The following is a 24727-nucleotide window of genomic DNA, read 5'->3' on the forward strand; positions in this document are numbered from 1 at the left end:
TTTTGCACAAACAACACAAACTGTAAAGATGCACTACAGTGCATCTCTATAAAACAACTACACAATGAAAAATACTCTTATTGCACCATCAGTACTTGCGGCCGATTTTGGAAACCTGCAACGCGATATCGAAATGATCAATGACAGTGAAGCCGATTGGTTTCATATTGACATCATGGATGGTGTTTTTGTACCTAACATTTCGTACGGAATGCCCGTTTTGGAAGCCATAAACCGCCATGCAAAAAAAACAATCGACGTTCACTTGATGATTGTAGATCCAGATCGCTACATCAAAACTTTTGCTGAATTGGGCGCCAATATTCTAAGCGTACACTACGAAGCTTGTACCCATCTTCACAGAACCCTGCAAGCCATCAAAGCCGAAGGAATGAAAGCTGGAGTCGCCATTAATCCACACACAAATATCGACCTATTAGAAGATGTAATCAACGACATTGATTTGGTTTGCATCATGAGTGTAAATCCAGGTTTTGGCGGACAATCATTTATCGAAAATACCTATGCTAAAATTGAGAAGCTAAAAGCTTTAATCACTAAAAAAGAAGCAAAAACAATTATTGAAGTAGATGGCGGTGTTACCAACAAAAACGCAAAACAACTTGTAGAAGCCGGAGCTGATGTACTGGTAGCCGGAAGTTATGTTTTTAAAGCAGAAAATCCAACAGCTACAATTGCTGATCTGAAGAAATTGACAAACCTATAATACTAAAAGTCCCGATTCAATAGTTATTAGATCGGGACGGGTTTAAAATGAAAATAGCAATTACAAAAACCAACTAGAGGCTGTCACGGTCAATGCAACTTTTATAAAGGAACGCTCTGAAAAACTCATTGAGCGCTTTAAAGACAAAATAGAAAAAGCTTAAACAAACAATTACGGATTTAAAAGACCAATCATCTAAATTTTCTCGCTGTGGTTTAAGGTTGAAACTGCAACTAAAAACGCATTACTACTTACTTTTTCTTCAAACTACCATACCATTCCTGTAGCGAAGGATAAATGAATCCAGCTGTTTTTTGGATTGGATTATAAAAAAGAGAATTATCCAGCGTCTCTTTTTTGGCCAACAGATGGTTGTAGTTAATCTTCTCGAAAACCGCGAAAACAATACCCAGAATCAAAACAGTTTTCAGCACCCTGAAAAAACCACCTCCCAAAGCATTCAACCAGCCCAAAAAAGCAAAATCAGCTACTCCTGTCAGGAATTTACCTAAACCTGAAACCACAACAACTACAATAATGAACGTAAGAACAAAAGCTACTACTTGAATGGTATTAGGATTCCATTTGACAAATCCCACTAAAATATCCCGCATATAGGAGGAAAATTGTACTGCAATATAAATACCGGCCAGTAGTGAAATTAGTGATGCTAACTCCACAAAAAGACCGTTTTGAAGGCCTTTGTAAAAAGCAAAAGCAAGCAATACACCCAAAATGATATCAAAAAATCCCATACTTAATTAATTTGCAACGATCAAACAGCAAATATAAAAGAATTATTCTTTACCATAGTCAATTTTCAAGTTCTTATCTTTGCGAAAAATAATTTTATGACAAATGAATTAATAACTCATGACTCATAATTCATAATTCAACAAAAATGTCAAGAGACACACAACTTAAAGAACGCTGGGAACAGCTTGTAAATATACTTTCCAATCAATTTTCTCAAGGGGAAGATTTAGATTTAGACGCTATTATTTATCTAATTGGCGTACAAGAACTCGGGAAAGTACATAACGAATACAAGAAAGACGAAAAACTAAACCTAATGCATATCGCGATTTGCAGGTTATTAGAGCCTTATGGATTCTATGAATTTGAATTTTTTGACGAGGAAGGTTGGCCACATTACAAAGTAAAAGAGGAATTACCACCGCTAAAAGCTGGAGAACAATCCGTTTTAATGAAAGAAGCCATTGTGAATTATTTCCTGGAGAAGGAACTTATTGATTGATATTATTTATTGTACGGGCCAGTCGTGACTTGTCCCTATCAACAAAAATCACTAAATTTGCATAATTAATTATTGGAATGAAAATGATAGATAAGATAAAAGAATATATTGGCGAAGCAAATGCTTTTTCAACGCAAAACGCAGCAGAACTAGAAACGTTCCGAATCAAATTCTTAGGAAGCAAAGGGCTTTTAAAAGACCTTTTTGCGGAATTCAAAAATGTGCCTAACGATCAAAAAAAGGAATTCGGACAAGTAATCAACCTGCTCAAAACATCTGCCGAAGACAAAGTAAAAACCCTTCAGGAAGCTTTAGAAAACAAAGAAGAAACCAAAGGCTTTTACGGGGATCTCACGCGTTCGGCTGAACCAATAACTATTGGTTCCCGCCATCCTATTTCATTGGTGAAGAACCAAATTATTGATATCTTTTCAAATATTGGTTTCAATGTTTCCGAAGGTCCTGAAATCGAAGACGACTGGCATAATTTTACCGCATTGAACCTCCCGGAATACCATCCGGCTCGCGACATGCAAGACACATTTTTTATACAAACCAACCCTGATATTTTGTTGCGCACACACACCTCTTCTGTACAGGTACGTTACATGGAAGAAAATAAACCGCCAATTCGGACCATTTCTCCGGGAAGAGTTTTTCGTAATGAAGCCGTGTCCTCTCGTTCTCACTGCATTTTTCACCAAGTGGAAGGGCTGTATATAGACAAAGATGTTTCTTTTGCCGACTTAAAACAAACCCTTTTGTATTTTACCAAAGAGATGTTCGGAAAATCAAAAATCCGTCTGCGTCCCTCCTACTTTCCTTTTACGGAGCCAAGCGCTGAGGTTGATATTTATTGGGGACTTAAAACAGAAACTGATTATAGAATAACCAAAGGAACCGGATGGTTAGAGATCATGGGCTGTGGAATGGTGGATCCAAACGTTTTAAAAAATTGCGGCATCAATCCTGAGGAATACAACGGATTTGCCTTTGGAATGGGAATCGAAAGAATTGCCATGTTGTTGTATCAAATAGGCGACATCCGTATGTTCTACGAAAATGACGTACGTTTCTTAGAACAATTCAAATCAAGTATATAAAAATTTAAGAGCACTGATTTTTGATTTTAGAAGTTTAAATCTGAAATCAAAAATCGGTAATCATCACTCAACAATCAAATGAAATCCGACATCATCACCCCCGAAGTAGAAAACGTATTCCTAGCTGCAGTCCAAGAATGGAGCGACGATTTCATGGAAAAAGTATGGTACGCCTATTTAATAAATGACAGTGACTTTTTAATCGAAAGCGTCATGGTTGTTTCTAAGGCATTTGGAACCATCAACGGTGAAATGAAAAAAACATCCCTCTTGCGCCACGCTTTTGTAGCAGTTCCGCCAGTTTCAGTAATGAAAATCGAAATGATTGAAAAAAGCGTTTTAGCACTCAACAATGAATTCATGCTGACTTTCTTTATCGGAGACAAACTATACGATAAAAAATACATTTTCAAAGCACAATCCATCTGCGAATCAGCAGTCGAAGAAGTGCCTATTTTATTTATTGATGGTATTATCGTGAGATAAATCAGCACTATTGTCGCGTTTATTTTTTTTCTTCCAATTTAAATATCCTATTACAAATATTCCGAATAAGACGAAATAAAGCGTTCGGAACAGGTTTCTTTTGGAGAAAAAAGCATCTTCAAAAGAGCGTTCGAATAAGTCAAAAACGAGCAAGCTTAGGGAAAGAATAATTCCCCAACGCATCCCGTTTTTAATCTGAAATCGCCACCTTTTACTCATAAAAATGATTTAGCGATTTTGTTGTTTAACTTTGGATTTCCATGTAAAATAACCTAAAACAAAAATCCCTACACCGATATAAGCAGCTGCTCGAATATAAAAATTAGGCGTAGCGACTTGTACTGAAAAAGGGATTTCTTTTATGTCGAATAACACATTGAAAACTGTCATAAATACACCCCAAATTCCGCCAGTTTTAATTTGATATTTCCATCTTTCGCTCATGACATGATTGTATTTTGATTATTAAATATATAGCAGAATTAATCCAGTTTGTCGGTCAGTTTCTTAAATATGGTTTTCGCATCTTTTCCTTCGTATAAAACCTCATAAACGGCATCAATAATAGGTGTTTTGGCACCATAAGCCTGATTTAGCTTATAAGCACTTTTAGTAGCGTAATATCCTTCAGCAACCATGCTCATTTCCATCATTGCTGATTTCACCGTGTAGCCTTTACCTATCATATTACCAAACATTCTGTTTCTCGAAAAAACCGAATAGCCTGTAACCAGTAAATCGCCTAAATAAGCAGAATCATTGATGTTGCGTTTCATTTTATGAACTTTCTTGATAAATTTTTTCATTTCCCTGATCCCATTACTCATCAATACGGATTGGAAATTATCTCCATAACCCAGTCCATGGGCCATTCCTGCAGCAATGGCATAAATATTCTTTAGCATCGCAGCATATTCAGTTCCTATAATATCATCTGTAATTTTAGTCTTAATGTAATTTCCAGCAAGAGTATCGGCAACAATTTTTGCCTTATCAGAGTCGCCACATGCGATTGTCAGATATGATAACCGCTCCATAGCCACTTCTTCTGCGTGACAAGGACCAGAGATTACACCAATGTTATAATAAGGAATATCATATTTTACATGGAAATGTTCCCCTACAATCAAACTGGTCTCAGGAACAATCCCTTTTATAGCCGAAAAAATAATTTTATCTTTCAACGAAACAGTCAATTTTTCTAATTCACCCTCTAAAAAAGCGGAAGGAATAGCAAAGATAACGTAGTCCGCATAGGCTACTGCTTCATTGATATCATTGGTTAGCTTCAATTTTTGGGTATCAAATTCAACAGAGCTTAGGTAATTTGGATTGTGTTTGTAGGTCTTGATGTGTTCTATAGCAGCATCATTGCGCATGTACCATGAAATTTCGGTAAGATTTACGCATAACATTTTAGCTATGGCTGTTGCCCAGCTCCCACCACCAATTACTGCAAATTTTATGTTTTCAGTCATTTTTTATTGAATTTAATCAAAAGTACTTAAAAACTATGAATCAAGCCAAAAAAGCACCGCCTTAAATCTGGGATTCACAGGGGTTTTCAATAATAATATCACAATATATTAAATTAAATTTAAAACATTTGATTTTCAAACACAATATAAACACATTACTACCGTTATTCTTTTATTATAGTTACTGTTTTAACAAAAAAAACAGAATTGAATTAGTTAGTTATAATTTGAATTTTAAAAGGCGTTCCCATACAAAATGAGAACGCCTTTTTATTTAAAAATACTTCAATCGGTAATCTGATTATTTGAATTAATAACTCATTTCTACAATTGATTTCACTTTTTCTAAAGTGATATTTTCTTTTTCTCCTAATCCCAGCCAACCTCTTTCTTTGAAGCGGTTTACTATAAAATCAGCCGTTTTATCATAGTCTTTGGTGTAATCCGATAATTTAGTCTCCATTCCCATTGTATGGAAAAACTCAACTGTTATATTGATCGCTTCGTTTGCTATTTCATCCTCAGTTCCAGTCAAATTGAAAATACGTTTTCCGTATTGTGCCAGTTTTCCTTTTTTGGTTTCAAACATCACTCGGTATAAATTTGGACCTACAACCGCCAATGTTCTAGCATGATCAATTCCGTACAAAGCGGTTAATTCATGGCCAATCATGTGTGTAGCCCAATCCGAAGGAACTCCTTTCTGGATTAATCCATTTAGAGCCATCGTACAACTCCACATAAAGTTAGAAGCCAAAGCATAATCTTTAGGATTCTCAACAACATCAGGGCCAACTTGAATCAAGGTCTGTAAAATACTTTCGGCAATTCTATCTTGAAGATATCCTTCATGTGGATAGGTTAGATATTGTTCCAAAACATGGGTATAGGCATCAACAACTCCGTTTTCCAATTGTCTTTTGGGTAAAGATTCAATGACGGTTGGATCGCAAATAGAAAATTTTGGAAACAAGGCGCTACCACCAAATGATAATTTTTCTTGTGTAGATTCAATGGTAACTACACCGCCAGAATTCATTTCACTTCCCGTTGCCGGTAACGTTAAAACTGTTCCAAAAGGAATAATTTTAGATACATCTTTAGTTAATACTCGTTTTTGAAGAATATCAATAGGGTTTCCGTCAAAGTTCACGGCAGCCGAAATGAATTTTACCCCGTCAATTACGGATCCACCACCTACTGCAAGAATAAAATCTACTTTTTGCTCTTTGATAATCGCAACTGCTTTCATCAATGTTTCAAAATGCGGGTTTGGCTCAATTCCCGAAAATTCGACGATTTCAAAACCTTTTAAAGCATTAACTACCTGTTCATGGATTCCATTTTTAAAAATACTTCCGCCTCCATAAGCCAAAAGAATTTTTGCCCCCTGTGGAACTAAAGTAGAAAGTTTTTCAATTTGTCCTTTTCCAAAAATTAAATTAGTAGGATTGTATAATTCGAAGTTTAACATGTTTTTATTTTTTTAAATTCAATTGATTTAATAATTTTTCTGCAACGAGTTTAGATGAAGCCGGGTTCTGACCTGTAATCAATAAGCCATCTTCTACTGCATACGGTTGCCAATCCCCTATTTTTGAATATTTGGCCCCGTTAGCTTGCAACGCATCCTCTAATAAAAATGGTACGACATCAGTTAAGCCTACAGCTTCCTCTTCCGTATTAGAAAATCCGGTTACTTTTTTTCCTTTTACCAAAAAATCCCCATTTACTTTTACGTTTTTCAACACTGCTGGTGAATGACATACAAAAGCGACAGGTTTATTATTCGTATAAAAAGCTTCAATCAAAGCGCTTGAATTTTCATCCGTGGCTAAATCCCATAACGGTCCATGACCTCCTGGATAAAAAACGGCATCATAATCCGATTCTTTTACATCGGCTAATTTGTGCGTATTTTTCAGTTTTGCCAATAATTCAGTATCAGCATCAAATCGTTTAGTATCTTCAGTTGCTGCAGATGGATCTTCACTTTTTGGATCTATAGGTGGTTGTCCTCCTAACGGGGTAGCAATATCAATAACAACTCCTTTATCTACTAATTCATAATATGGCGCGGCAAGTTCTTCTGTCCAAAATCCTGTTTTTTCTCCCGTGTTACCTAGTTTATCGTGACTCGTAACAACAAATAATACTTTTTTCATACTTTTTTTATTTTGTGCAGTTGCTGTAATGCAACTTACTGTTAATGCTATAATGGCAAAGAATGCAATTTTCTTCATTTCTTATTTTGTTTCTACAAATTTAGTGCGAATATGCTATTAGTAAAAATAATTTAAATTATGTTTGTGATAAATATATTTATATCATGGTTAATCTCGAATGGTACAGAACGTTTAAATCCGTTTATAAAAACGGTAATTTTTCGTTGGCTGCCAAGGAATTATTTATCAGTCAACCCGCTGTAAGTCAACAAATATCAATGTTGGAAGCACATGTCGGATATAAACTTTTTAATCGAAAGTCAAAAGGTGTGGAGCCAACAGAATATGCTAAGTTACTCAATAATCTAATCATCGAGGCGTTGGACCGATTGGAAAATGTGGAGAATGGTTTTCGTGCCAAAGCGTTTGATGCGAATCGATTAATATCCATTGGCATCTCGAAACACTTGATGATCAGTTTGGGAAATGCCTTAATTTCAGAATTTGATTTTATAGATTTTAGTTTCCATGAGAACGACACACTTTTTGAATTGGTCGATTCTAAAAAACTCGATTTTGCTATTGTTACCAAACAATATGACACGTTTGACACCATTCAGAAAAAGGTTGGCGAAATCAAACAAGTGATTGTTGGTTCCAATAACATTGATGCTTCTGAGTTAAAATCTAATATCAAAATAAAGAATTTCTCTGCAACTGAACAGTGGTTAAACGACCAAAAGTGGTTCACCCACAATGCACAGATTCCGCATATAAAGTTGTTTTGGCTGCATGTTTTTAGTAAAAAAAGGCCCTCGATGATTCCCAATTATATCATTCCGTCCGAGTATGAAATGCTTGAAATAATTTCGAAAAATACCGGAATAGCCGTTGTTTGGGATATAAACGCAAAAAGTTTAATAGCAGAAAATAAAATCCAATTGATGTGGAACAGCAAGCAAATGCCAAGTACAGAAGTATATGTGTTATCCGGTAAAAATGATAATTTGAGTCCTGTTTTTGAGAATATTCAATTGGAATTAAAAAGAATTCTGGCGTAATTACTTCTTATAAAAGTTATTGTGATCAATACATTCCCAAACTTTAGCGGGCAATAAAGGCTGTACATTTTTCCCTTTTTTGATATTATCCCGAATAAATGTAGATGATATTTCAACAACCGGAGCGTCAATCAGGTGGATTTTTGGGTGATTCTTGAAAGTTAGATTTTCTACTTCCAAAGAAATAGCTTCGCCGGTTTGGCCTTTGGTTTCGAGTCTAGGATACACATAAATCTCGTGATGCGCCAGAATAGCTTCGTAGTTTTTCCATTTGTACAACGACCTTAGATTGTCTTCGCCCATGATTAACGAGAATTCGTAATTGGGATGTTTTTCCTGCAAGTGAACTAAGGTATTTATTGTATAATTGGGCTGTGACAATTTAAACTCAATATCCGAAGGTTTGATTTTTGGAAAATCTTCAGTAGCAAGATATACCATTTGCAACCGATGGTAATCATCAAGCAAAGTATTTTTTTTCTTCAAAGGATTGTGTGGCGTAACCACCATCCATACTTGGTCTATATTAGCATGCTCGGCCATGTGATTGGCAATGATAAGATGTCCAATATGAATGGGGTTAAACGTTCCGAAATAAAGTCCTATTTTCATAATATATCAATGTAGTTTGCCTAAGTTAGTTTGTCATTCCTCGTTCCTCGGAATGACACTAGAAAATTCCTCCATGACAGTGTTTTTCGAGAGTAAATTTAAATAAATAAAACAAAGAAATCTAATTCTGCTGAATGGCAATGATTAAATTCCCGATATGTAGTATTGTATGTGCCAAAACAGAGCCCGATTTTCATGCTTTGGTTTCTTTTATTTGTGGTTTTTTACAAGTTTATTTTTGAGTATCATGTTTTGACACTGGTGACAAATATCTTTGCACCATTGTGACGAAGAAGGATTATGCCGTTATAAACTTGCGGCAATTTAATAAAAAAACAAAATTAGATTATGAAGAAGATTATTTTAGGATTAATGGTTATGTTAAGTGTAGTAAGTTTTGGTCAAGAAAAGGAATTTTCTTTTACTAAAGAAAAAGGTTTCACTGAATATGTTGTAATAGACAAAAACGGTCAAACAGATAAGGAGTTGTACCAAAAAGCATTAGATTGGATTAATGAAACTTACAAAAACCCCGAAAAGGTAATATTAGCCAAAAACGAAAACTCTTATATTAGAATTGAAGGTATGGATTCTAATATTTCTTGGATGAAGGTTATGGGTATGACAACCTATTACTCAACTAAATACGAAATTGAATTTTACTTTAAAGATGGTAAAGTTAAGTTTGATATTTCAAGTGTTACCACTTATACAGAACCTAGTAAATATGTTTCTGGAGGTTGGTCAAAAAAATATTATTATTCAATGCCGTTAGATGAAAAAACATCCGATTTAATCTTCAAAGAAGATGGTACATTTAGAAATAACTATCGAGATATTCAAACTAATATTGAATATTACAATGGTTTAGCTAAATCTTTAGATGCATATTTAAGTGGCGAAGCAAAATCACAAACATCAAATTGGTAACTTGATATATGCCTTTAGATATGTAAATGATGCTAATGGATTTACAACGGAAATTAATGGTAAAATAATGAAACGTGACCAGTTATATTTCCAAAATAACAACTAACTTCGGAGAAAATCTCCACACGCTATGTAGAAATGGATCAGAAGCTTGAAGCAATGTTAGTCACTAAAACTTTAAAAATGGCAACAAATAATATTAAAATAATTGAACTAATTGAAAAGACTTTAACTCAAAATAACATCGACTATAATTCAATTATTGATGGATTTGGACAGTTGGATGCAAGTAAAAAACGAGAAGAAGGGCATGAATTCACATTAAGTGATCATGTCAAAGCTCTTCTATTGTCTCAGTTAAGCAATCAAAGGTCGTGGGGAGGTATTGCAAAAAACCTAAAAAATCTTAAAATAATTTTTCAGGATTACAATCCAGAAAAATTAAAAGAATCAGATACAAACTATTTATTGGAAAATATCCGTGAAATAAAATGTGGTAATCGAAAAATTAAATATCAAATTCTTAATTTAAGAGAGAATATTAAACAATTCGAAAAAATTGTTACAAAGTACGGTAGTATGGACAACTTCATTAACTTGAATAGTGCTGAACAAACGGCTGAATTACTATCAAATCCTAAAAGTGAATATAAAATTAAAGAACTAGGTTTCACTTTGGCGATGGAATATTTAAGAAATGTCGGTGTAAGGTCAGTTAAACCAGACCTACATATTTTAAGAATTTGCGGAACTGATCGATTGGATTTATTCCCTTTAAAAACCAATCCTTTGCAAGCAACTCAAATTTTCAATGAATTCTGCAAGGATATTGAACGAAACACAACCTATGTTGATAATTTAGTTTGGATATTTGGCGCAAAAGACTATGCAAATATTTGCAGTAAAGTTCCAAAATGCGAGTTATGTCTTTTAAGAACGGAAGGTCTTTGTAATTTTAAAAATGATAACGGACTGCAATAGTAGGGGTGAAGAAACGTAAACTCCATAATATAAACGATAAGAGACATTTAATATCACAGCTAAAAAACTAGATGATTTGATTGGAATTATCAACGCAATATTCAAACAGATTCTCCGACAATTTAAGATGACACTCTGTAATGTGTGTGTGTGTAAATTGAAATCCGTCAGTCACTTACGCCTTTTTGCATATAAAGAAATTATTGATTCTGCTCCATTGCTTCCTTGAAATAGTTGAAAAATCTTTCACGCAAGTGCAAAGGCTCAATGATTTCAATTGAACGAGCATGAGACAATAGTTCTGTAAATAAATCGTCAGTAATTTTAATGTTGAGAGTGACCTCTACACGTCCATTCTTTTCTTTTATTTCTTGTTCGGGAAGGATTGGGTACGATTTGATGTAATTAGCTTCTTCCTTGCTGTAAGACAGAATTACCTTTTCGGCAGGGATTTCAGAAGTGTACATGGCAAAACAATCTTCGTATCTTTTTATCAATTCTATCTTGTTTAGTTTCCTTTCGAATTTGTTTCTGGTTTCTTCTAATAATGTTATCCTATCAAGTCCATAAGACCGGAACGTTCCATCTTCTTTAGTTCCTAAAACATACCAACGTCCACGACTTTCTTTTAGAGCAAGTGGCTGTAAAAAGCATTCTTTTAATTCCCCCGATTCATTATTGACATAATTGTGATGTAAAAATGTAACTGCTTTTTGGTCTTCTATACACTTTTTAAGTATGAAAAAATGTTCTGAACCTCTGGCTTTTCTCTTCTCGGGAATGATAAATTCATTTACCCCATCAGTACTGTGAACAAAAGCAAGTAACTCAAAAGTTTCAAGGATTAAAAGAGCTTCTCCCTCGATTTCTCCGTTAATTTTATATCCTTTTGCTTTAGGATCGTAACTTAAATTGGGAGTAAAAAACTGTTTTATAGCTTCAATATCACGCTTAAAAGTTGCTGGTTTTATATTGAATTGTTTTTGTAATTCAGTCACTGAAGGGTATTCTACTCTTTGAATTTCTCTCAAAATGGATACCTGCCGCTTTAACTGCTCAAAATTTGACATAGATTTTTTTCCTTTTTTCGATCTAATCCTTTACAAAATTCTTTACCAATTGATAAGCTTCTTCCAAAGCAATATTTAAATCGTAGTTTTTTATAATCACATCAAATTGTGGCGCTGTAGCCAATTCAACAGAAGCTTTAGCGATGCGCATATTGATTTTGTCATCACTTTCGGTAGAACGTTCCTTTAATCTTCTTTTTAGTTCATCTACGCTTGGTGGTTTCACGAAAACGGCTAACGTTTCTTCCGGGAATTTATGCTTGATGCGCAATCCACCAGAGACATCAATATCAAAAATTACATTTTTTCCTTTTGCCCAGATGCGCTCCACTTCACTTTTTAAAGTTCCGTAGAAATTATTGCGGTACACTTCTTCCCATTCCAAGAAGTCTTCGTTCTTAATGTGTTTTTTAAAGTCTTCGGTAGACATGAAATAATAGTCTTTTCCGTTTACTTCTTCGCCTCTTGGTTCGCGGGAAGCTGCCGAAATAGAAAACTCCAGATTCAAATCTTCTTTGCTTAATAAATGCCTAACTATGGTGGTTTTCCCAGATCCTGATGGTGCCGAAAAAACGATTAATTTTCCTCCTGTGCTCATTTTATGCTGAATTTATTTCAGTATCTATATTATAGAACGTTCAATACCTGCTCCTTTATTTTTTCCAATTCGTCTTTCATCTGAACGACTAATTTCTGCATTTGTGCGTGATTGGATTTAGAACCCATCGTGTTGATTTCACGTCCCATTTCTTGGGTAATGAAACCTAATTTTCTACCGTTAGCCTCCGTTCCGTTGATGGTTTCCAAGAAATAATCCAGGTGATTCGTCAAACGTACTTTTTCTTCGGTGATGTCTAATTTCTCCAAATAATAAATCAATTCCTGCTCAAAACGGTTTTCGTCTACATTCACTTTAAGTTCAGCAATTGCAGTTTGCAAACGGTCTTTTATTGCCTGAACACGTTCTGGATCAAGCGCCAAAGCTTCCGTCATATACTGCCTAATGTTACCAATTCGCAATTGAAATTCTTTTTCAAGAGACATTCCTTCATCTCTTCTAAAGGTCAAGATGTTTTGTAAGGCTTCTTCGATAACGGTTTGGATTTGTACCCAGTCGTTTTCATCGATTTCATCACGTTCTATTTTCATAGTGTCCGGCATACGGATCGCCATTTTCATCAGTTCCGTTTCATCTGCATCAGCATACACTTCTCTTAACTGATTGATGTACCCTTTTACAATGGGCACATTTACTTTCGTAGAAGTTTGTTCGGCGGTAGTTTCGATAAAAATAGAAAAATCTACTTTGCCTCTTTCCAGCTTAAGTGCGATTTGGTTGCGTAAACCCAATTCCATTTCGCGGTACAGCGAAGGCATTCTCACATTCAAATCCAAACCTTTACTGTTTAAAGATTTCACTTCTACCGTGATTTTTTTGGTTGGTAATTGCAAAGTAGCTTTACCAAAACCCGTCATTGATTGTATCATATAATTTTCTAAAAGAGGTCAAAGATACTAAAAAAGTGGTCAGTGGTCCGTTTTTAGTAAACAGTGACTCGGCATAAGTACATATTTAGTAATCAGATTTTAATTTTTGAGTTGATATAAATAGCCCAACGAACGTTATAAAAGACAATAACCTGCAATTTAGGCGCTGAACACTAACAGCTGATTACTGCACACTCTTTTTCTGTGTCACTAAATAAACGCCGATAAATATCAAAACTGCCGAACCAATTTTTACCAAACTCAATTCGTCTTTGCCCAAGCTTATCGCAAAAATAGTGGCAAATAGCGGTTGCAAATAAATAAAAACGGCAACCGTCGTTGGTTTTAATTCTTTCATCGAAAGCAAATTAAGCAAATAGGTCAGAAATGTAGAAATGACGACAACAAATCCAATTTTCCAGCAAATATCCATGGGAACCAAAGCCCAGTCCACCGTTTGAAATTGACTCCAGCCAAAAGGCAAAACCATAATAAATCCAAATAAATAAATCCATTTTACAAACGTAAACGCATTGTATTTATCCATTAATTTCTTGACGATAATCAGGTAAAATCCATAGGAAATAGCATTGACCAATACCAGAAAATTTCCCATCCCGGCGTTTGTGGCGCTGCCAATGGATTTTCCGTACAGAATAAGAAAAGCAGTCCCTATCAGACCAAGTATAATTCCAAAAACCATTCGTTTTTGCATGCGTTCCTTCATGATAATAGCCGAAAGCGTCAACACAATCATTGGTGTCGAAACCATGATAACTGCAGCACTAATAGGCGAAGTAAGGCTTAATCCTTTGAAAAATGTAAGCATATTAAATGCTACGCCAAAGAAAGCTGCGGCAATAATTCGGGGAAAGTCATTGGAGGCAATTTTTTCCTTCGGCATAAAAAGCCAAAAGATCCAAAACAAAATCATTGAACCACCTACGCGCAACAGTATAAAACCATAGGCATCAATATACAACGGCATGACATCTTTGGCAATAGTAAACGTGACTCCGTAAATTATGGAAACAATTGTGGCACCAATTAGTGCAAGATTTCTTTTGGACATTATGCCAAGGCTTTCATTACCTGCAACATATTTTGTTGGGTATTCCCGATATAAATCTTGTCTTTGATGATAAATACAGGGCGACTCAAAAACGTGTAATGTTCCAGAATGTATTTTTTATAATCGTCTTCGGTCAAGGATTTATTTTTTAAATCCATCGATTTGTACAGTTGTGCTTTTTTGCTAAAAAGCGCTTCATAACTTCCGGAAAGTTCGCGCATTCGTTCTAATTCAGCAACAGTAATTGGATCTTGTTTGATGTCGTGAAACTTAAAATCATGCTCTTTAGGAAGTGATTTTATGATTTTTCTGCAGGTGTCGCAAGAAGCGAGATAATATATTATGTCCATATAAATAGCAATTTCTTTGTGCAAAGAAAATTCATTTGACACGGAAAATGATTATTTTTATCAAAAAATAAAAAAATGAATCAAATATTAGACATTACTTTAACCAGCCGAAAAATAGTTTCACAGTTTTTAAAAGGATATACTTTAGCGCAACTCAACACGATTCCGGAAGGATTCAACAATAACCTGATTTGGAACATCGGTCATATAATAGTGACACAGCAAGTATTAGTGTATAAATTATCGGGTTTACCGATGATGGTTTCTGAGGAAATGGTAGAAAAATATAAAAAAGGAACTAAGCCAGAACATATTGCAACACAAGAAGAATTAGCCGAAATGAAGGATTTGTTATTTGAAACTATCAATCAAACTAAACTTGATTTTGAAAATAAAAACTTCAAAAACTTCACTGAATATCCTACATCAACAGGGTATACGCTAAAAAGTGCTCAGGATGCAATGGCTTTCAATGATTTTCATGAAGGGCTTCACATTGGGATTATGATGAGCATTAGAAAATTTATTTAATCACTTTTGGCAAAAGAAAAATCCCCTGTTACTTGCTTTGTTTTTCATTAAAACACAACCCTGAAAAGGAAGCACAAGCAGTTTGGTTTTTTGTACTTGAAGACCATAAAAAAGGATTCTTTTTATAAAAAAAGTATTAATTTGTATAACTCACAGCGTATAATAATAGCAACATGCAAAGACCTTCATTTTCCATATACGATGCATCAGCTGGATCCGGAAAAACCTATGCGCTTGTCAAAGAGTACCTCAAGATTATTCTTGTTGCAAAAAAAAATGATGCCTATCGCACTATACTGGCCATTACGTTTACCAACAAAGCGGTGCACGAAATGAAAAGCCGAATTGTGGGTAGTCTTTCTGAATTTGCAAAAGACGAGCCCAGCCACAAAGCCCAGGACTTGATGCAGGATTTAGCAATAGATACAGAACTTTCGATCCTCGAAATCAAAACTAAATCACAGCAAATTATCAAGCATATTATTCATAACTACGCTGCATTTGATATTTCTACGATTGATAAATTCACCCACAAGGTAATTCGGGCCTTTGCGCATGATTTGAATTTGCCCATGACTTTTGAAGTCACCCTGGACACTGAAAATTTATTAATTGAGGCTGTAGATGCTATAATTGCTCAGGCCGGTGAAGATGAAACGTTGACAAAACTGCTCATCGATTTCACGATGGAAAAAACTGACGATGATAAATCTTGGGATATTTCCCGTGAAATTCTAGAGACAGGCCGTTTGATCCTCAATGAAAATAACAGAAACGAAATCACGCAGTTTCAGGATAAATCCATCGCTGAGTTCGTTGCAATAAAAAAGAAATTAGTAGAAGCCAGTAAAGATTTAGAAAAACAGACTGTTGTTTTTGCAACAGCGGCCTTGTTATTAATTGACACCAATGGAATTGATGTAAAATCTTTTTCCAGAGGAACTTTTCCCAATCATATCAATAGTATTCAACAGGGAAAATTCAATCCGAAGAATAAAATTTTTCGTAAGTTGGATGATATAACCATAAATAAAACGGCAAAAGATCGTGCGATTATTGAAAACATAATTCCAGATTTATTGCAATTTTTAGACAAAGTTTACAAAGCTTTCGAAAAGATCCATTTTTATAAAGCCTTCCTGAAAAACATTACACCACTTTCCTTATTAAATACGGTAAGTAATGAATTAGCCAAAATACAAAGTGAACAAAATGTACTTTCCATTTCAGAATTTAATGCCATAATCCATAGGGAAATTCAAAACCAGCCAGCGCCTTTTATATACGAACGATTGGGGGAACGCTACCGCCATTTTTTTATCGATGAATTTCAGGATACTTCGGAGATGCAATGGCAAAACCTGATTCCGCTTATTGACAATGCCCTTTCCGGACAGGATGATTATGGAGAAAAAGGAACCTTGATGATTGTGGGCGATCCCAAACAGTCTATTTACAGGTGGCGCGGCGGAAAAGCCGAACAGTTTATTGAATTGAGTAAAGATCAAAACCCGTTCAATAATCCTGATAAAAAACTTGAACATCTTGATAAAAATTACCGAAGTTATTCGCAGGTAATCGAATTTAATAATGAATTTTTTAAATTGTTGTCCGGTGAATTTGCTCATTTAGATTACAAAGAGTTGTATGAAAATCACAGCCACCAAAAAACCAATGACAAAACAGGAGGTTATGTGAATATTTCTTTTATCCCAAAAGTAGAGAAAACAAATGATAATCCGGAAGCTTCTGGAGACGAAGAAGCTTTAGATAAAACTGATTTATATGTTTTGGCCACGCTGAATACGATTCAAAAAGTAATTCAAAAAGGATTTGAATACAAAGATATTGTCATTCTTACCCGGAAACGAAGTCAGGGAATTGCGATTGCGAACTATTTGACAGAGCAAAGAATACCGCTTTTATCCTCGGAAACGTTAATGATTCAAAATGCTACTGAAGTACGATTGATTATTCATTTATTAAAATACCTGAAAAACAACGCTGATTTAGAAGCTAAGGCGAATTTCCTTTACTATATAGGAACGCATATTCAGGACAGATTACCTGTTGCTGATTTCATTGCCAAAGGAATGGCATTGTTTCAGGAAACGGATTTCGAAAATTGGCTGGTGAGTTTTAATATTTCATTGTCGTTTCAAGACATTAGAAAAAAATCATTGTATGAAGCGGTAGAGGTTATTATTGCAAAGTTCCTCTCCCCGGCTCTCTCCAAAGAAAAGGATGACGAAGTGGTTAATCGTAAGGATAAATTCCATCGTATTGAATCAATACATGCTGAGAAAATTCTTTGGATGGAGTTTAAATCTAGATCATTTGAAGATTATAAATTCAGGCAACACCATTTGATAGCTGATTTTATTGTTCATTTTGTTTGTTTATCGAAAAAACTGGTTGTTGAAGTGGATGAGGATTATCATTTTACCGAAGAGCAGGTTCAGTTAGATAATAATAGAACAATTACCCTGAATAAATTAGGGTATAAAGTCATTCGATTTACCAATGAACAGGTTATAAAGAATATTTCGGAAGTTTTAAAACGAATAAAAGAAGAATTAATTCAACGAGAAGAAATTCAAGACTCCAACTTATCGGTGTCGGCTCCTGCCCCTTCGGGGAAGGTTAGGGAGGGGAATGCCTACGTCCAATATTTTTTAGACATAGTTCTGGAACGTGACATTCGCAACCAAGCAGGAATTTCTGACTTTTTAAATTTCTGGGATAAAAATGCACAAAAATTTAGTATTCCTTCACCAGAAGGAAATAATGCCGTTCGGATTATGACAATTCATAAATCAAAAGGATTGGAGTTTCCGGTAGTCATTATGCCATTTGCAGAGGAAGATTACAACAGGAAACCAAAAGATAAATTGTGGCTCAATGCTGAAGGAGGAATTTTTGGCCTGTCAAAAGTATTAATTGATAACAATAGCGCCGTAGAAGGATTTGGAGAGGAAGCGGCTGAGATTTACAATCAAAAGAAACAGGAAGAATTATTAGACAATATCAATGTGCTTTATGTGGCTTTGACCAGAGCGGAGGAACAGTTGTATGTGATTTCAAATATGAATTTATCCAGTAAAGGGGAAGTTCCAAAAAATAATATGTGTGCTTTTTTTATTAATTATTTAGAGAGTAAAGGGGAATTCGATACCGATAAATTGGAATATGATTTTGGGGATATCGCTAAATTATCAAAAGAAAAAAAACACATTGATACCTCCAAAACAATTCCGTTAGTTTTGGAAATTTTGAATCCAAAAAACATCAAAATTGCACAAAGAGAAGCATTGATGTGGGGAACACAACAACAGGAAGCCATTGCCTATGGAAACGTCATTCATGAGATTTTATCTTTTGTGAAAACGAAAAACGATATAGATTTAGCTATAACAAAAGCGATCGAAAACGGACTCATCGTTTTTAAACAAAAGGAAGCCGTTTACAGTACCATACAGGAAATTGTCACTCATACAGAACTAACCGATTATTTTTCGGAAGGGAATGAGGTACTGAATGAACAAACAATTATTCAAAAGGAAGGAAAGACTATAAAACCGGACCGAATGGTTTTGACAAAAAATAAAGAAGTGTTGCTGTTGGATTATAAAACAGGAACACATAATCCTAAATACCACTTACAATTAGAAAAATATCAAAATGCAATTGAATTAATGGGGTATAAAGTGGTAAAAAAAGCACTAATTTATATAGGAAAAGAAATCGATGTAGTAAATTTGTAGCCTAAAAAATGAATTATTCGCAAAATTGAATTTTAAAAACATAAAAAATGTACGGAAAAATTAAAGACTATTTACAGTCAGAATTACAAACAATAGAAGACAATGGAATCTTCAAATCAGAGCGCATTATCACCTCACCACAAGATGCAGAAATAACCATTTCGACAGGAGAAACGGTTTTAAATTTTTGTGCCAATAATTATCTTGGCTTGTCATCCCATCCAGAAGTTGTTCAGGCTGCAAAAGACGCTCTTGATACGCATGGTTTTGGAATGTCATCGGTGCGTTTTATTTGTGGGACACAAGACATTCATAAAACTTTGGAAAAAAAGATTTCTGAGTTTTATGGCACAGAAGATACCATTCTTTATGCGGCCGCTTTTGATGCAAACGGAGGTGTTTTTGAACCCTTATTAGGAGATCAGGATTGTATTATTTCGGATAGTTTAAATCATGCCTCTATTATAGATGGTGTTCGTTTGTGTAAAGCGACGCGATATCGCTATGAAAATAGCAATATGGGAGACCTGGAAAAGCAGCTGATTAAGGCTACAGAAGCCGGTACCCGTTTCAAATTAATTGTTACGGATGGTGTTTTCTCCATGGATGGCGTTGTAGCTCCGTTGGATAAAATTTGTGATTTGGCCGATAAATATGACGCAATGGTTATGGTTGATGAATGCCATGCTGCTGGATTTATTGGTGCTACCGGAAAAGGGACACTTGAGTTAAAAGGAGTCATGGGAAGAGTAGATATTATTACAGGAACCTTAGGAAAAGCACTTGGTGGCGCCATGGGCGGGTATACGACCGCTAAAAAAGAAATTATCGAAATATTACGTCAACGTTCCAGACCGTATTTATTTTCAAATTCCTTAGCACCAGCAATCGTTGGAGCTTCCATTAAGGTTTTTGAACTCTTAGAAAAAGATACAACACTTAGAGACAAACTAGAATGGAATACTAATTATTTTAGAGATGGGATTAAAAAAGCAGGTTTTGATATCATTGATGGGGATTCTGCAATAGTACCGGTGATGTTATATGATGCAAAATTGTCTCAAACTATGGCAAATGAATTATTAAAAAGAGGAATTTATGTAATAGGCTTCTTTTTTCCAGTAGTTCCTAAAGATAAAGCAAGAATTAGAGTACAACTTTCTGCGGCACATACAAAAGCGCATTTAGATCAGGCAATAAATGCCTTTGTAGCGGTAGGAAAAGAGTTAAATGTTATATAATTCGCACTTTTAGCCTTGTTTGTAGGTTTTTTTTAACATAATATTTTGTAGTTTAAAAATTACGTCCTATTTTTGCTTGTAATTAACTAAATTGTAATTAAAAAAATTAAGTATGAAACATCTTAACAAAATTTTAGTTGCTGCGATGATGGTGATGGGTTTAAGTTCTCACGCACAAGACAGTAACAACCCATGGGCAATCTCTTTTGGAGCAAATGCCGTAGACACTAGAACTAGTGCTGGTGGAGGAAATAATTGGCTAGACCGTCATTTTTCGCAACCTTTTGACGCGAAAACAAACTGGAACGTCCTACCTTCTGTATCGTATTTAAGTGTCTCAAAATACGTAGGAGATAATTTCTCTTTTGGTCTTACTGGATCTGTAAACAAAATTGATAAGTTTGTAACTTTTGCTCCAGGTGCTGTAGGTCATGACTCCAGAGGATATCTTGTCACTAATCCTGGTGATTTAATGTATTATGGTGTTGATGCTACGATAAGATACAGCTTCATGAATTTAATTAAATCTAAAGTTATAGACCCATCTCTTTCTATTGGTGGTGGATATACATTCTTTGGAGACAGTAGTTTTGGAACTTTAAACCCAGGTGCTGGTTTAACTTTATGGTTTTCCGAAAATGTTGGTTTCGAACTTGCAACTAGATACAAAAAATCTTTTGGTGATAGAGTAGATGTTTCTAGAACTCCTGATGCTCCATCTCATTTTCAACACTCTGCTGGTATTATCTTCAAATTTGGTGGAAAAGATACAGATGGTGATGGAATATATGACAAAGATGATGCTTGTCCAGAAGTTGCTGGTTTAAAAGAATTCAACGGATGTCCTGATACAGATGGAGACGGAATTCAAGACAGTGAAGATGAGTGTCCAAATGAAGCTGGTCCTAAAGAATTAAAAGGATGTCCTGATACAGATGGAGACGGTGTTGCTGATAAAGATGATGCTTGTCCAAATGAAGCTGGTCCTAAAGAATTAAAAGGATGTCCTGATACAGATGGAGACGGTGTTGCTGATAAAGATGACAAATGTCCTACAGTTGCAGGTCCTAAAGAAAACGGTGGATGCCCATGGCCAGATACTGATGGAGATGGTGTTCTAGACAAAGATGATGAGTGCCCTACTATTGCTGGCCCAGCTAGCAACAAAGGATGTCCTGAAGTAACTACTGAAGCTTTAGACAATCTTAAAATTCAAGCTAGAGCAGTTTACTTTAATTCTGGTAAAGCAACTTTCAAAACTGGAGATGTTCCAGCTAGATTAGATGCAATGGCAGAAATCCTAAAAAATTATCCAAATGCTAAATTTAGCATTGAAGGACATACAGATAGCGATGGTTCAGATGAATACAACCAAAAACTTTCTGAAGATAGAGCTAGTATCGTTAAAGAAGCTATGATCGAAAGAGGAATAAAAGCTGAAAACTTAAATACTGTTGGTTTTGGCGAAAGCACTCCAGTTGAAACAAATAAAACTGCTGCAGGTAAAGCTAAAAACAGAAGAACTGAATTGTTATTGCAAAAATAATATTGTTCAAAAATTTTTAGAAAACGCCTCGATTTATCGAGGCGTTTTTTTTATTTTTATAAAATGACAAATACTTCTTTTCTAGATAAAATAGCTTCGGTTTTAATCGCAAAATACGCTGACACTCTTTCCAATACGATTGTTGTTTTACCAAACAAACGAGCTAAAATATTCCTGATTGAAGCCTTAAAGAAACAAGTCGCAACCAACATAATTTCACCCGAAATTATAAGTGTTGAGGATTTTGTTCAAAACATAGCTGGTATCCGCACTATAGATCCTATCGAATTATTATTCGAATTCTATGAAGTGTATTTATCTATTACCGCGACAGCAAATCAACAATCCTTTGAATTATTTGCCAATTGGGCCAAAACACTCCTGCAGGACTTCAATGAAATTGACCGCTATTTACTAGATCCATCCCATGTTCTTTCCTATCTGAAAGACATTGAAGACATCAAAAAATGGGGAATTGAAGTAGAAAACAAAACGGCATTATTAGAAAAATATATTGATTTTTGGAAACTACTGCCCAACTATTATCAATCATTGTACGCTCATTTACTGAACAAGGGAATCGGCTATCAAGGATTAATCTATCGTGAAGCAGTGCATAACATAAATCATTTTTCGAATTCCCTACATGACAAAAAATTCGTCTTTGCGGGTTTTAATGCATTGAATGCAGCCGAAGAAAAAATAATCCAACACCTCATCGCTTCTGATCAAGCCAAAATATATTGGGACGCAGACCAAACCTTTCTCAATGATCCCTATCATGATGCTGGTTTATTTGTAAGACGTTTTAAAGAAAACTGGAAACATTATAAATTACATCCGTTTGAATGGATTGTAAATGATTTTTCTCAAACTAAAAACATTCAGGTCATTGGCACACCCAAAACAATTGGTCAAGCCAAAATAGCCGGGAGTATTATCGAGAATATCATCAATGAATCACAAAGCCTAGGGACTGATGGAACGCTAGATAAAGTTGCTGTGGTTCTGGGCGAAGAAAATCTTTTGGTACCGCTTTTATATTCATTACCCTCAAGTGTTGGCGCTTTGAATATTACGATGGGATATTCCAGCAAGAACAATCCAGCGCAGATTTTGACTGCTAAATTATTCAAAATGCACACAAATGCATTGTCCAGAAATGCTAAAAGCTATGTCTTATACTACAAAGATATCTTAGATATTTTAACCCACCCTTTGGTGGAACCATACGCAAAAACCAGCGCGCTAGTCCAAACCATTAACCAAAATAATTATACTTTTATTACGCATCATAAATTGATGGAATTGAATGGAATTCCAAGTGAAATATTTCTTTTATTATTCCAAAAATGGGAAAAGGGTTCGATTCCAGTTTTAGAGACCATTTCAAAATTATTGCAAACCATCAAAGGAAATTTAAGCAACGACAACGAAGAAGAAAAAATCACCAAAGCTTTTGTTTTTGCTATTTTTAAAGTCATTAACAAACTAATTAATTATTATTCAAAGCACGAACATATCGATAAAATCGAAACTCTTTATGCCATTTATAAACAAGTTATTGATTTGGCCGAGGTTTCATTTGAAGGAGAACCGCTCAATGGTTTGCAAATTATGGGCGTTTTAGAAAGCCGTGTATTAGATTTTGAAACCGTTATTGTCACTTCGATGAATGAAGGGAAATTCCCGGCCGGAAAATCGCAAAATTCGTTTATCCCCTATGATGTAAAACGCGAATTGGGCTTACCCACATTCAAAGAAAAAGATGCAATTTACACCTATCATTTCTATCATTTATTACAAAGAGCAAAGAACATTTATTTAATTTATAATACCGAGAGTGAAGGATTGGATGCCGGAGAAAAAAGCAGATTCATCACGCAACTGGAAGTCGAAAAACAAAAAAATCATACGCTGACTCACGAAATTTATAATGCCCTGCTACCCGAAACAGCGTATCAGCCTATGGTGATTCCAAAATCAGAACGTGTTATGCTGCGATTGAAAGAAATAGCCGAAAAAGGGTTTTCTCCATCGGCGATGACGAGTTATATCCGGAATCCAATTCAGTTTTATTTCCAGAAGATTTTACGCATCAGCGAAGTAGAAGAAGTAGAGGAAAATATTGCCTTGAATACCTTGGGAACTATTATCCACGAAACTTTGAAAGTTTTATACGAGCCTTTCATTGATAAATTTATATCAGAAAGTGATATTCTAAATTGTTTCAAACAAATAGATACAGAGGTTTTGAAACAATTCAAATTGGTGTACAAAGAAGGTGAAATCAAAAAGGGTAGAAATTTGCTGGCATTTGAAGTCGCCAAGCGCAATGTTTCGAATTTCCTGAAAGTGGAACTGGAAAGTATCAAGAATGGTGATGCAATAAAAATTATAGCTTTGGAACAAACATTCGAGCGAATTATAAATCATCCTAATTTGCCTTTTCCGGTATTGATAAAAGGAAATGTAGACCGGATTGAAGAGCGCAACGGACTCATTCGAATTATCGATTATAAAACCGGAAAAGTAGAAAAAGCAAGCGTTACACTGAAATCATGGAAAGGACTTACTGAAGATATTAAAAGCGACAAAATCATTCAGGTGCTGGCGTATGCTTATATGTATGAGCATGACGCTAAAGGAAAACCAATTGAAGCAGGAATAATTTCTTTTAAGAATTTAAAAGCAGGTTTTCTTGCGTTTAATTTTAAAGAAATCAACGAAATAAATGCAATTATAAATGAAGAAATATTAGGTAATTATTTAGAGCAAATGGTTCTTTTATTAAGCGAAATTTTAGATGAAAACATTCCTTTTGAAGAAAAACTAATTTAAACAAAATTCCCAATCAGAAAACT

The 24727-nt window shown here is 34.9% G+C and carries 24 protein-coding genes; 12 read left to right on the plus strand and 12 right to left on the minus strand.

What is annotated here, in order from left to right:
• Window positions 1-64 precede the first annotated feature (64 nt).
• A complete protein-coding gene (gene rpe / locus EKM03_RS09235) occupies window positions 65-727 on the plus strand; it encodes a ribulose-phosphate 3-epimerase (RefSeq protein WP_126461860.1) in 663 nt (220 codons plus the stop codon).
• Window positions 728-978: 251 nt separating this feature from the next.
• On the opposite strand, the gene EKM03_RS09240 is transcribed toward rpe, so the two are convergent.
• Entirely contained in the window at window positions 979-1482 is a 504-nt protein-coding gene (locus EKM03_RS09240) for a CvpA family protein (protein ID WP_126461857.1), read from the minus strand.
• Window positions 1483-1628: 146 nt separating this feature from the next.
• Between EKM03_RS09240 and EKM03_RS09245 the strand changes: the two genes are divergently transcribed.
• The 3 genes from EKM03_RS09245 to EKM03_RS09255 all read left to right on the plus strand — a co-directional run bounded on the left by EKM03_RS09245 (window position 1629) and on the right by EKM03_RS09255 (window position 3574).
• Entirely contained in the window at window positions 1629-1985 is a 357-nt protein-coding gene (locus EKM03_RS09245) for a hypothetical protein (RefSeq protein WP_126461854.1), read from the plus strand.
• A gap of 83 nt (window positions 1986-2068) precedes the next feature.
• Window positions 2069-3088: a phenylalanine--tRNA ligase subunit alpha gene (gene pheS / locus EKM03_RS09250; protein ID WP_126461851.1), complete on the plus strand. Its 1020-nt coding sequence runs from the start codon at window positions 2069-2071 to the stop codon at window positions 3086-3088.
• Window positions 3089-3166: 78 nt separating this feature from the next.
• Entirely contained in the window at window positions 3167-3574 is a 408-nt protein-coding gene (locus tag EKM03_RS09255) for a hypothetical protein (protein WP_126461849.1), read from the plus strand.
• Here the strand turns inward: EKM03_RS09255 and EKM03_RS09260 are convergent.
• From EKM03_RS09260 to EKM03_RS09280, 5 genes are all read right to left on the minus strand, one after another.
• A complete protein-coding gene (locus EKM03_RS09260; protein WP_126461846.1) occupies window positions 3545-3793 on the minus strand; it encodes a hypothetical protein in 249 nt (82 codons plus the stop codon). The genes EKM03_RS09255 and EKM03_RS09260 overlap by 30 nt on opposite strands.
• A 9-nt stretch (window positions 3794-3802) precedes the next feature.
• Window positions 3803-4018: a hypothetical protein gene (locus tag EKM03_RS09265; RefSeq protein ID WP_126461843.1), complete on the minus strand. Its 216-nt coding sequence runs from the start codon at window positions 4016-4018 to the stop codon at window positions 3803-3805.
• 38 nt (window positions 4019-4056) lie between these two features.
• Window positions 4057-5052 (minus strand): NAD(P)H-dependent glycerol-3-phosphate dehydrogenase, encoded by a 996-nt coding sequence (locus EKM03_RS09270; RefSeq protein WP_126562677.1) that lies wholly within the window; start codon window positions 5050-5052, stop codon window positions 4057-4059.
• A gap of 310 nt (window positions 5053-5362) precedes the next feature.
• Window positions 5363-6526 carry an iron-containing alcohol dehydrogenase gene (locus EKM03_RS09275; protein ID WP_126740231.1) on the minus strand — a complete coding sequence of 388 codons (1164 nt, stop codon included), beginning with the start codon at window positions 6524-6526 and terminating at the stop codon, window positions 5363-5365.
• A 4-nt stretch (window positions 6527-6530) separates the two neighbouring features.
• Window positions 6531-7295 carry a type 1 glutamine amidotransferase domain-containing protein gene (locus EKM03_RS09280; RefSeq protein WP_197037211.1) on the minus strand — a complete coding sequence of 255 codons (765 nt, stop codon included), beginning with the start codon at window positions 7293-7295 and terminating at the stop codon, window positions 6531-6533.
• Window positions 7296-7381: 86 nt separating this feature from the next.
• Here EKM03_RS09280 and EKM03_RS09285 point away from each other — a divergent pair, with 86 nt between their 5' ends.
• Window positions 7382-8278: a LysR family transcriptional regulator gene (locus EKM03_RS09285; RefSeq protein WP_126740233.1), complete on the plus strand. Its 897-nt coding sequence runs from the start codon at window positions 7382-7384 to the stop codon at window positions 8276-8278.
• Here EKM03_RS09285 and nadD read toward each other — a convergent pair whose 3' ends face one another.
• Window positions 8279-8890, minus strand: coding sequence for a nicotinate (nicotinamide) nucleotide adenylyltransferase (gene nadD, locus EKM03_RS09290; protein ID WP_126740235.1), 612 nt, complete (start codon window positions 8888-8890; stop codon window positions 8279-8281).
• 348 nt (window positions 8891-9238) lie between these two features.
• On the opposite strand from nadD, the gene EKM03_RS09295 reads away from it, so the two are divergent.
• Both EKM03_RS09295 and EKM03_RS09300 read left to right on the plus strand, forming a co-directional pair.
• Window positions 9239-9820 (plus strand): DUF4468 domain-containing protein, encoded by a 582-nt coding sequence (locus EKM03_RS09295; RefSeq protein WP_126562673.1) that lies wholly within the window; start codon window positions 9239-9241, stop codon window positions 9818-9820.
• A 183-nt stretch (window positions 9821-10003) separates the two neighbouring features.
• Entirely contained in the window at window positions 10004-10801 is a 798-nt protein-coding gene (locus EKM03_RS09300) for a hypothetical protein (RefSeq protein ID WP_126740236.1), read from the plus strand.
• A 200-nt stretch (window positions 10802-11001) separates the two neighbouring features.
• Here EKM03_RS09300 and EKM03_RS09305 read toward each other — a convergent pair whose 3' ends face one another.
• The 5 genes from EKM03_RS09305 to EKM03_RS09325 form a co-directional block, all read right to left on the minus strand.
• Complete coding sequence (locus EKM03_RS09305; protein ID WP_126740239.1) at window positions 11002-11871, minus strand: YafY family protein; 870 nt, start codon at window positions 11869-11871, stop codon at window positions 11002-11004.
• A gap of 22 nt (window positions 11872-11893) precedes the next feature.
• On the minus strand, window positions 11894-12469 hold the full coding sequence (gmk, locus tag EKM03_RS09310) for a guanylate kinase (protein ID WP_126740241.1): 576 nt from the start codon (window positions 12467-12469) through the stop codon (window positions 11894-11896).
• Between the two features lie 29 nt (window positions 12470-12498).
• A complete protein-coding gene (locus EKM03_RS09315) occupies window positions 12499-13359 on the minus strand; it encodes a YicC/YloC family endoribonuclease (protein ID WP_126554698.1) in 861 nt (286 codons plus the stop codon).
• Between the two features lie 184 nt (window positions 13360-13543).
• Window positions 13544-14431 (minus strand): DMT family transporter, encoded by an 888-nt coding sequence (locus EKM03_RS09320; protein WP_126740242.1) that lies wholly within the window; start codon window positions 14429-14431, stop codon window positions 13544-13546.
• Window positions 14431-14781, minus strand: coding sequence for an arsenate reductase family protein (locus EKM03_RS09325; RefSeq protein WP_126452753.1), 351 nt, complete (start codon window positions 14779-14781; stop codon window positions 14431-14433). The genes EKM03_RS09320 and EKM03_RS09325 overlap by 1 nt, the downstream gene beginning before the upstream one ends.
• 75 nt (window positions 14782-14856) lie before the next feature.
• On the opposite strand from EKM03_RS09325, the gene EKM03_RS09330 reads away from it, so the two are divergent.
• The 5 genes from EKM03_RS09330 to EKM03_RS09350 all read left to right on the plus strand — a co-directional run bounded on the left by EKM03_RS09330 (window position 14857) and on the right by EKM03_RS09350 (window position 24704).
• Complete coding sequence (locus tag EKM03_RS09330; protein WP_126554694.1) at window positions 14857-15312, plus strand: DinB family protein; 456 nt, start codon at window positions 14857-14859, stop codon at window positions 15310-15312.
• A gap of 173 nt (window positions 15313-15485) precedes the next feature.
• Window positions 15486-19076, plus strand: a complete 3591-nt coding sequence (locus EKM03_RS09335) for an exodeoxyribonuclease V subunit beta (RefSeq protein WP_126740244.1) — start codon at window positions 15486-15488, stop codon at window positions 19074-19076.
• A gap of 47 nt (window positions 19077-19123) precedes the next feature.
• Window positions 19124-20317, plus strand: coding sequence for a glycine C-acetyltransferase (gene kbl, locus EKM03_RS09340; protein ID WP_126554690.1), 1194 nt, complete (start codon window positions 19124-19126; stop codon window positions 20315-20317).
• A 112-nt stretch (window positions 20318-20429) separates the two neighbouring features.
• Window positions 20430-21863, plus strand: coding sequence for an OmpA family protein (locus tag EKM03_RS09345; RefSeq protein ID WP_126740245.1), 1434 nt, complete (start codon window positions 20430-20432; stop codon window positions 21861-21863).
• Between the two features lie 63 nt (window positions 21864-21926).
• Window positions 21927-24704 (plus strand): PD-(D/E)XK nuclease family protein, encoded by a 2778-nt coding sequence (locus EKM03_RS09350; protein WP_126740247.1) that lies wholly within the window; start codon window positions 21927-21929, stop codon window positions 24702-24704.
• The last annotated feature ends 23 nt before the right edge of the window (window positions 24705-24727 follow it).

The organism is Flavobacterium sp. GSP6, from assembly GCF_003984855.1.
Classification (GTDB): Bacteria; Bacteroidota; Bacteroidia; order Flavobacteriales; family Flavobacteriaceae; genus Flavobacterium.

Excerpts from the sequence above, each read along its gene's own strand:
- EKM03_RS09270 (WP_126562677.1), bottom strand. The coding sequence starts at position 5,052 with ATGACTGAAAACATAAAATTTGCAGTAATTGGTGGTGGGAGCTGGGCA.
- EKM03_RS09335 (WP_126740244.1), top strand. The coding sequence starts at position 15,486 with ATGCAAAGACCTTCATTTTCCATATACGATGCATCAGCTGGATCCGGA.
- EKM03_RS09245 (WP_126461854.1), top strand. The coding sequence starts at position 1,629 with ATGTCAAGAGACACACAACTTAAAGAACGCTGGGAACAGCTTGTAAAT.
- EKM03_RS09275 (WP_126740231.1), bottom strand. The coding sequence starts at position 6,526 with ATGTTAAACTTCGAATTATACAATCCTACTAATTTAATTTTTGGAAAA.
- pheS (WP_126461851.1), top strand. The coding sequence starts at position 2,069 with ATGATAGATAAGATAAAAGAATATATTGGCGAAGCAAATGCTTTTTCA.
- EKM03_RS09305 (WP_126740239.1), bottom strand. The coding sequence starts at position 11,871 with ATGTCAAATTTTGAGCAGTTAAAGCGGCAGGTATCCATTTTGAGAGAA.
- EKM03_RS09320 (WP_126740242.1), bottom strand. The coding sequence starts at position 14,431 with ATGTCCAAAAGAAATCTTGCACTAATTGGTGCCACAATTGTTTCCATA.
- nadD (WP_126740235.1), bottom strand. The coding sequence starts at position 8,890 with ATGAAAATAGGACTTTATTTCGGAACGTTTAACCCCATTCATATTGGA.
- kbl (WP_126554690.1), top strand. The coding sequence starts at position 19,124 with ATGTACGGAAAAATTAAAGACTATTTACAGTCAGAATTACAAACAATA.
- EKM03_RS09260 (WP_126461846.1), bottom strand. The coding sequence starts at position 3,793 with ATGAGTAAAAGGTGGCGATTTCAGATTAAAAACGGGATGCGTTGGGGA.
- EKM03_RS09295 (WP_126562673.1), top strand. The coding sequence starts at position 9,239 with ATGAAGAAGATTATTTTAGGATTAATGGTTATGTTAAGTGTAGTAAGT.
- EKM03_RS09255 (WP_126461849.1), top strand. The coding sequence starts at position 3,167 with ATGAAATCCGACATCATCACCCCCGAAGTAGAAAACGTATTCCTAGCT.
- EKM03_RS09285 (WP_126740233.1), top strand. The coding sequence starts at position 7,382 with ATGGTTAATCTCGAATGGTACAGAACGTTTAAATCCGTTTATAAAAAC.
- rpe (WP_126461860.1), top strand. The coding sequence starts at position 65 with ATGAAAAATACTCTTATTGCACCATCAGTACTTGCGGCCGATTTTGGA.
- EKM03_RS09330 (WP_126554694.1), top strand. The coding sequence starts at position 14,857 with ATGAATCAAATATTAGACATTACTTTAACCAGCCGAAAAATAGTTTCA.
- EKM03_RS09240 (WP_126461857.1), bottom strand. The coding sequence starts at position 1,482 with ATGGGATTTTTTGATATCATTTTGGGTGTATTGCTTGCTTTTGCTTTT.
- EKM03_RS09300 (WP_126740236.1), top strand. The coding sequence starts at position 10,004 with ATGGCAACAAATAATATTAAAATAATTGAACTAATTGAAAAGACTTTA.
- gmk (WP_126740241.1), bottom strand. The coding sequence starts at position 12,469 with ATGAGCACAGGAGGAAAATTAATCGTTTTTTCGGCACCATCAGGATCT.
- EKM03_RS09350 (WP_126740247.1), top strand. The coding sequence starts at position 21,927 with ATGACAAATACTTCTTTTCTAGATAAAATAGCTTCGGTTTTAATCGCA.
- EKM03_RS09345 (WP_126740245.1), top strand. The coding sequence starts at position 20,430 with ATGAAACATCTTAACAAAATTTTAGTTGCTGCGATGATGGTGATGGGT.
- EKM03_RS09325 (WP_126452753.1), bottom strand. The coding sequence starts at position 14,781 with ATGGACATAATATATTATCTCGCTTCTTGCGACACCTGCAGAAAAATC.
- EKM03_RS09315 (WP_126554698.1), bottom strand. The coding sequence starts at position 13,359 with ATGATACAATCAATGACGGGTTTTGGTAAAGCTACTTTGCAATTACCA.
- EKM03_RS09265 (WP_126461843.1), bottom strand. The coding sequence starts at position 4,018 with ATGAGCGAAAGATGGAAATATCAAATTAAAACTGGCGGAATTTGGGGT.
- EKM03_RS09280 (WP_197037211.1), bottom strand. The coding sequence starts at position 7,295 with ATGAAGAAAATTGCATTCTTTGCCATTATAGCATTAACAGTAAGTTGC.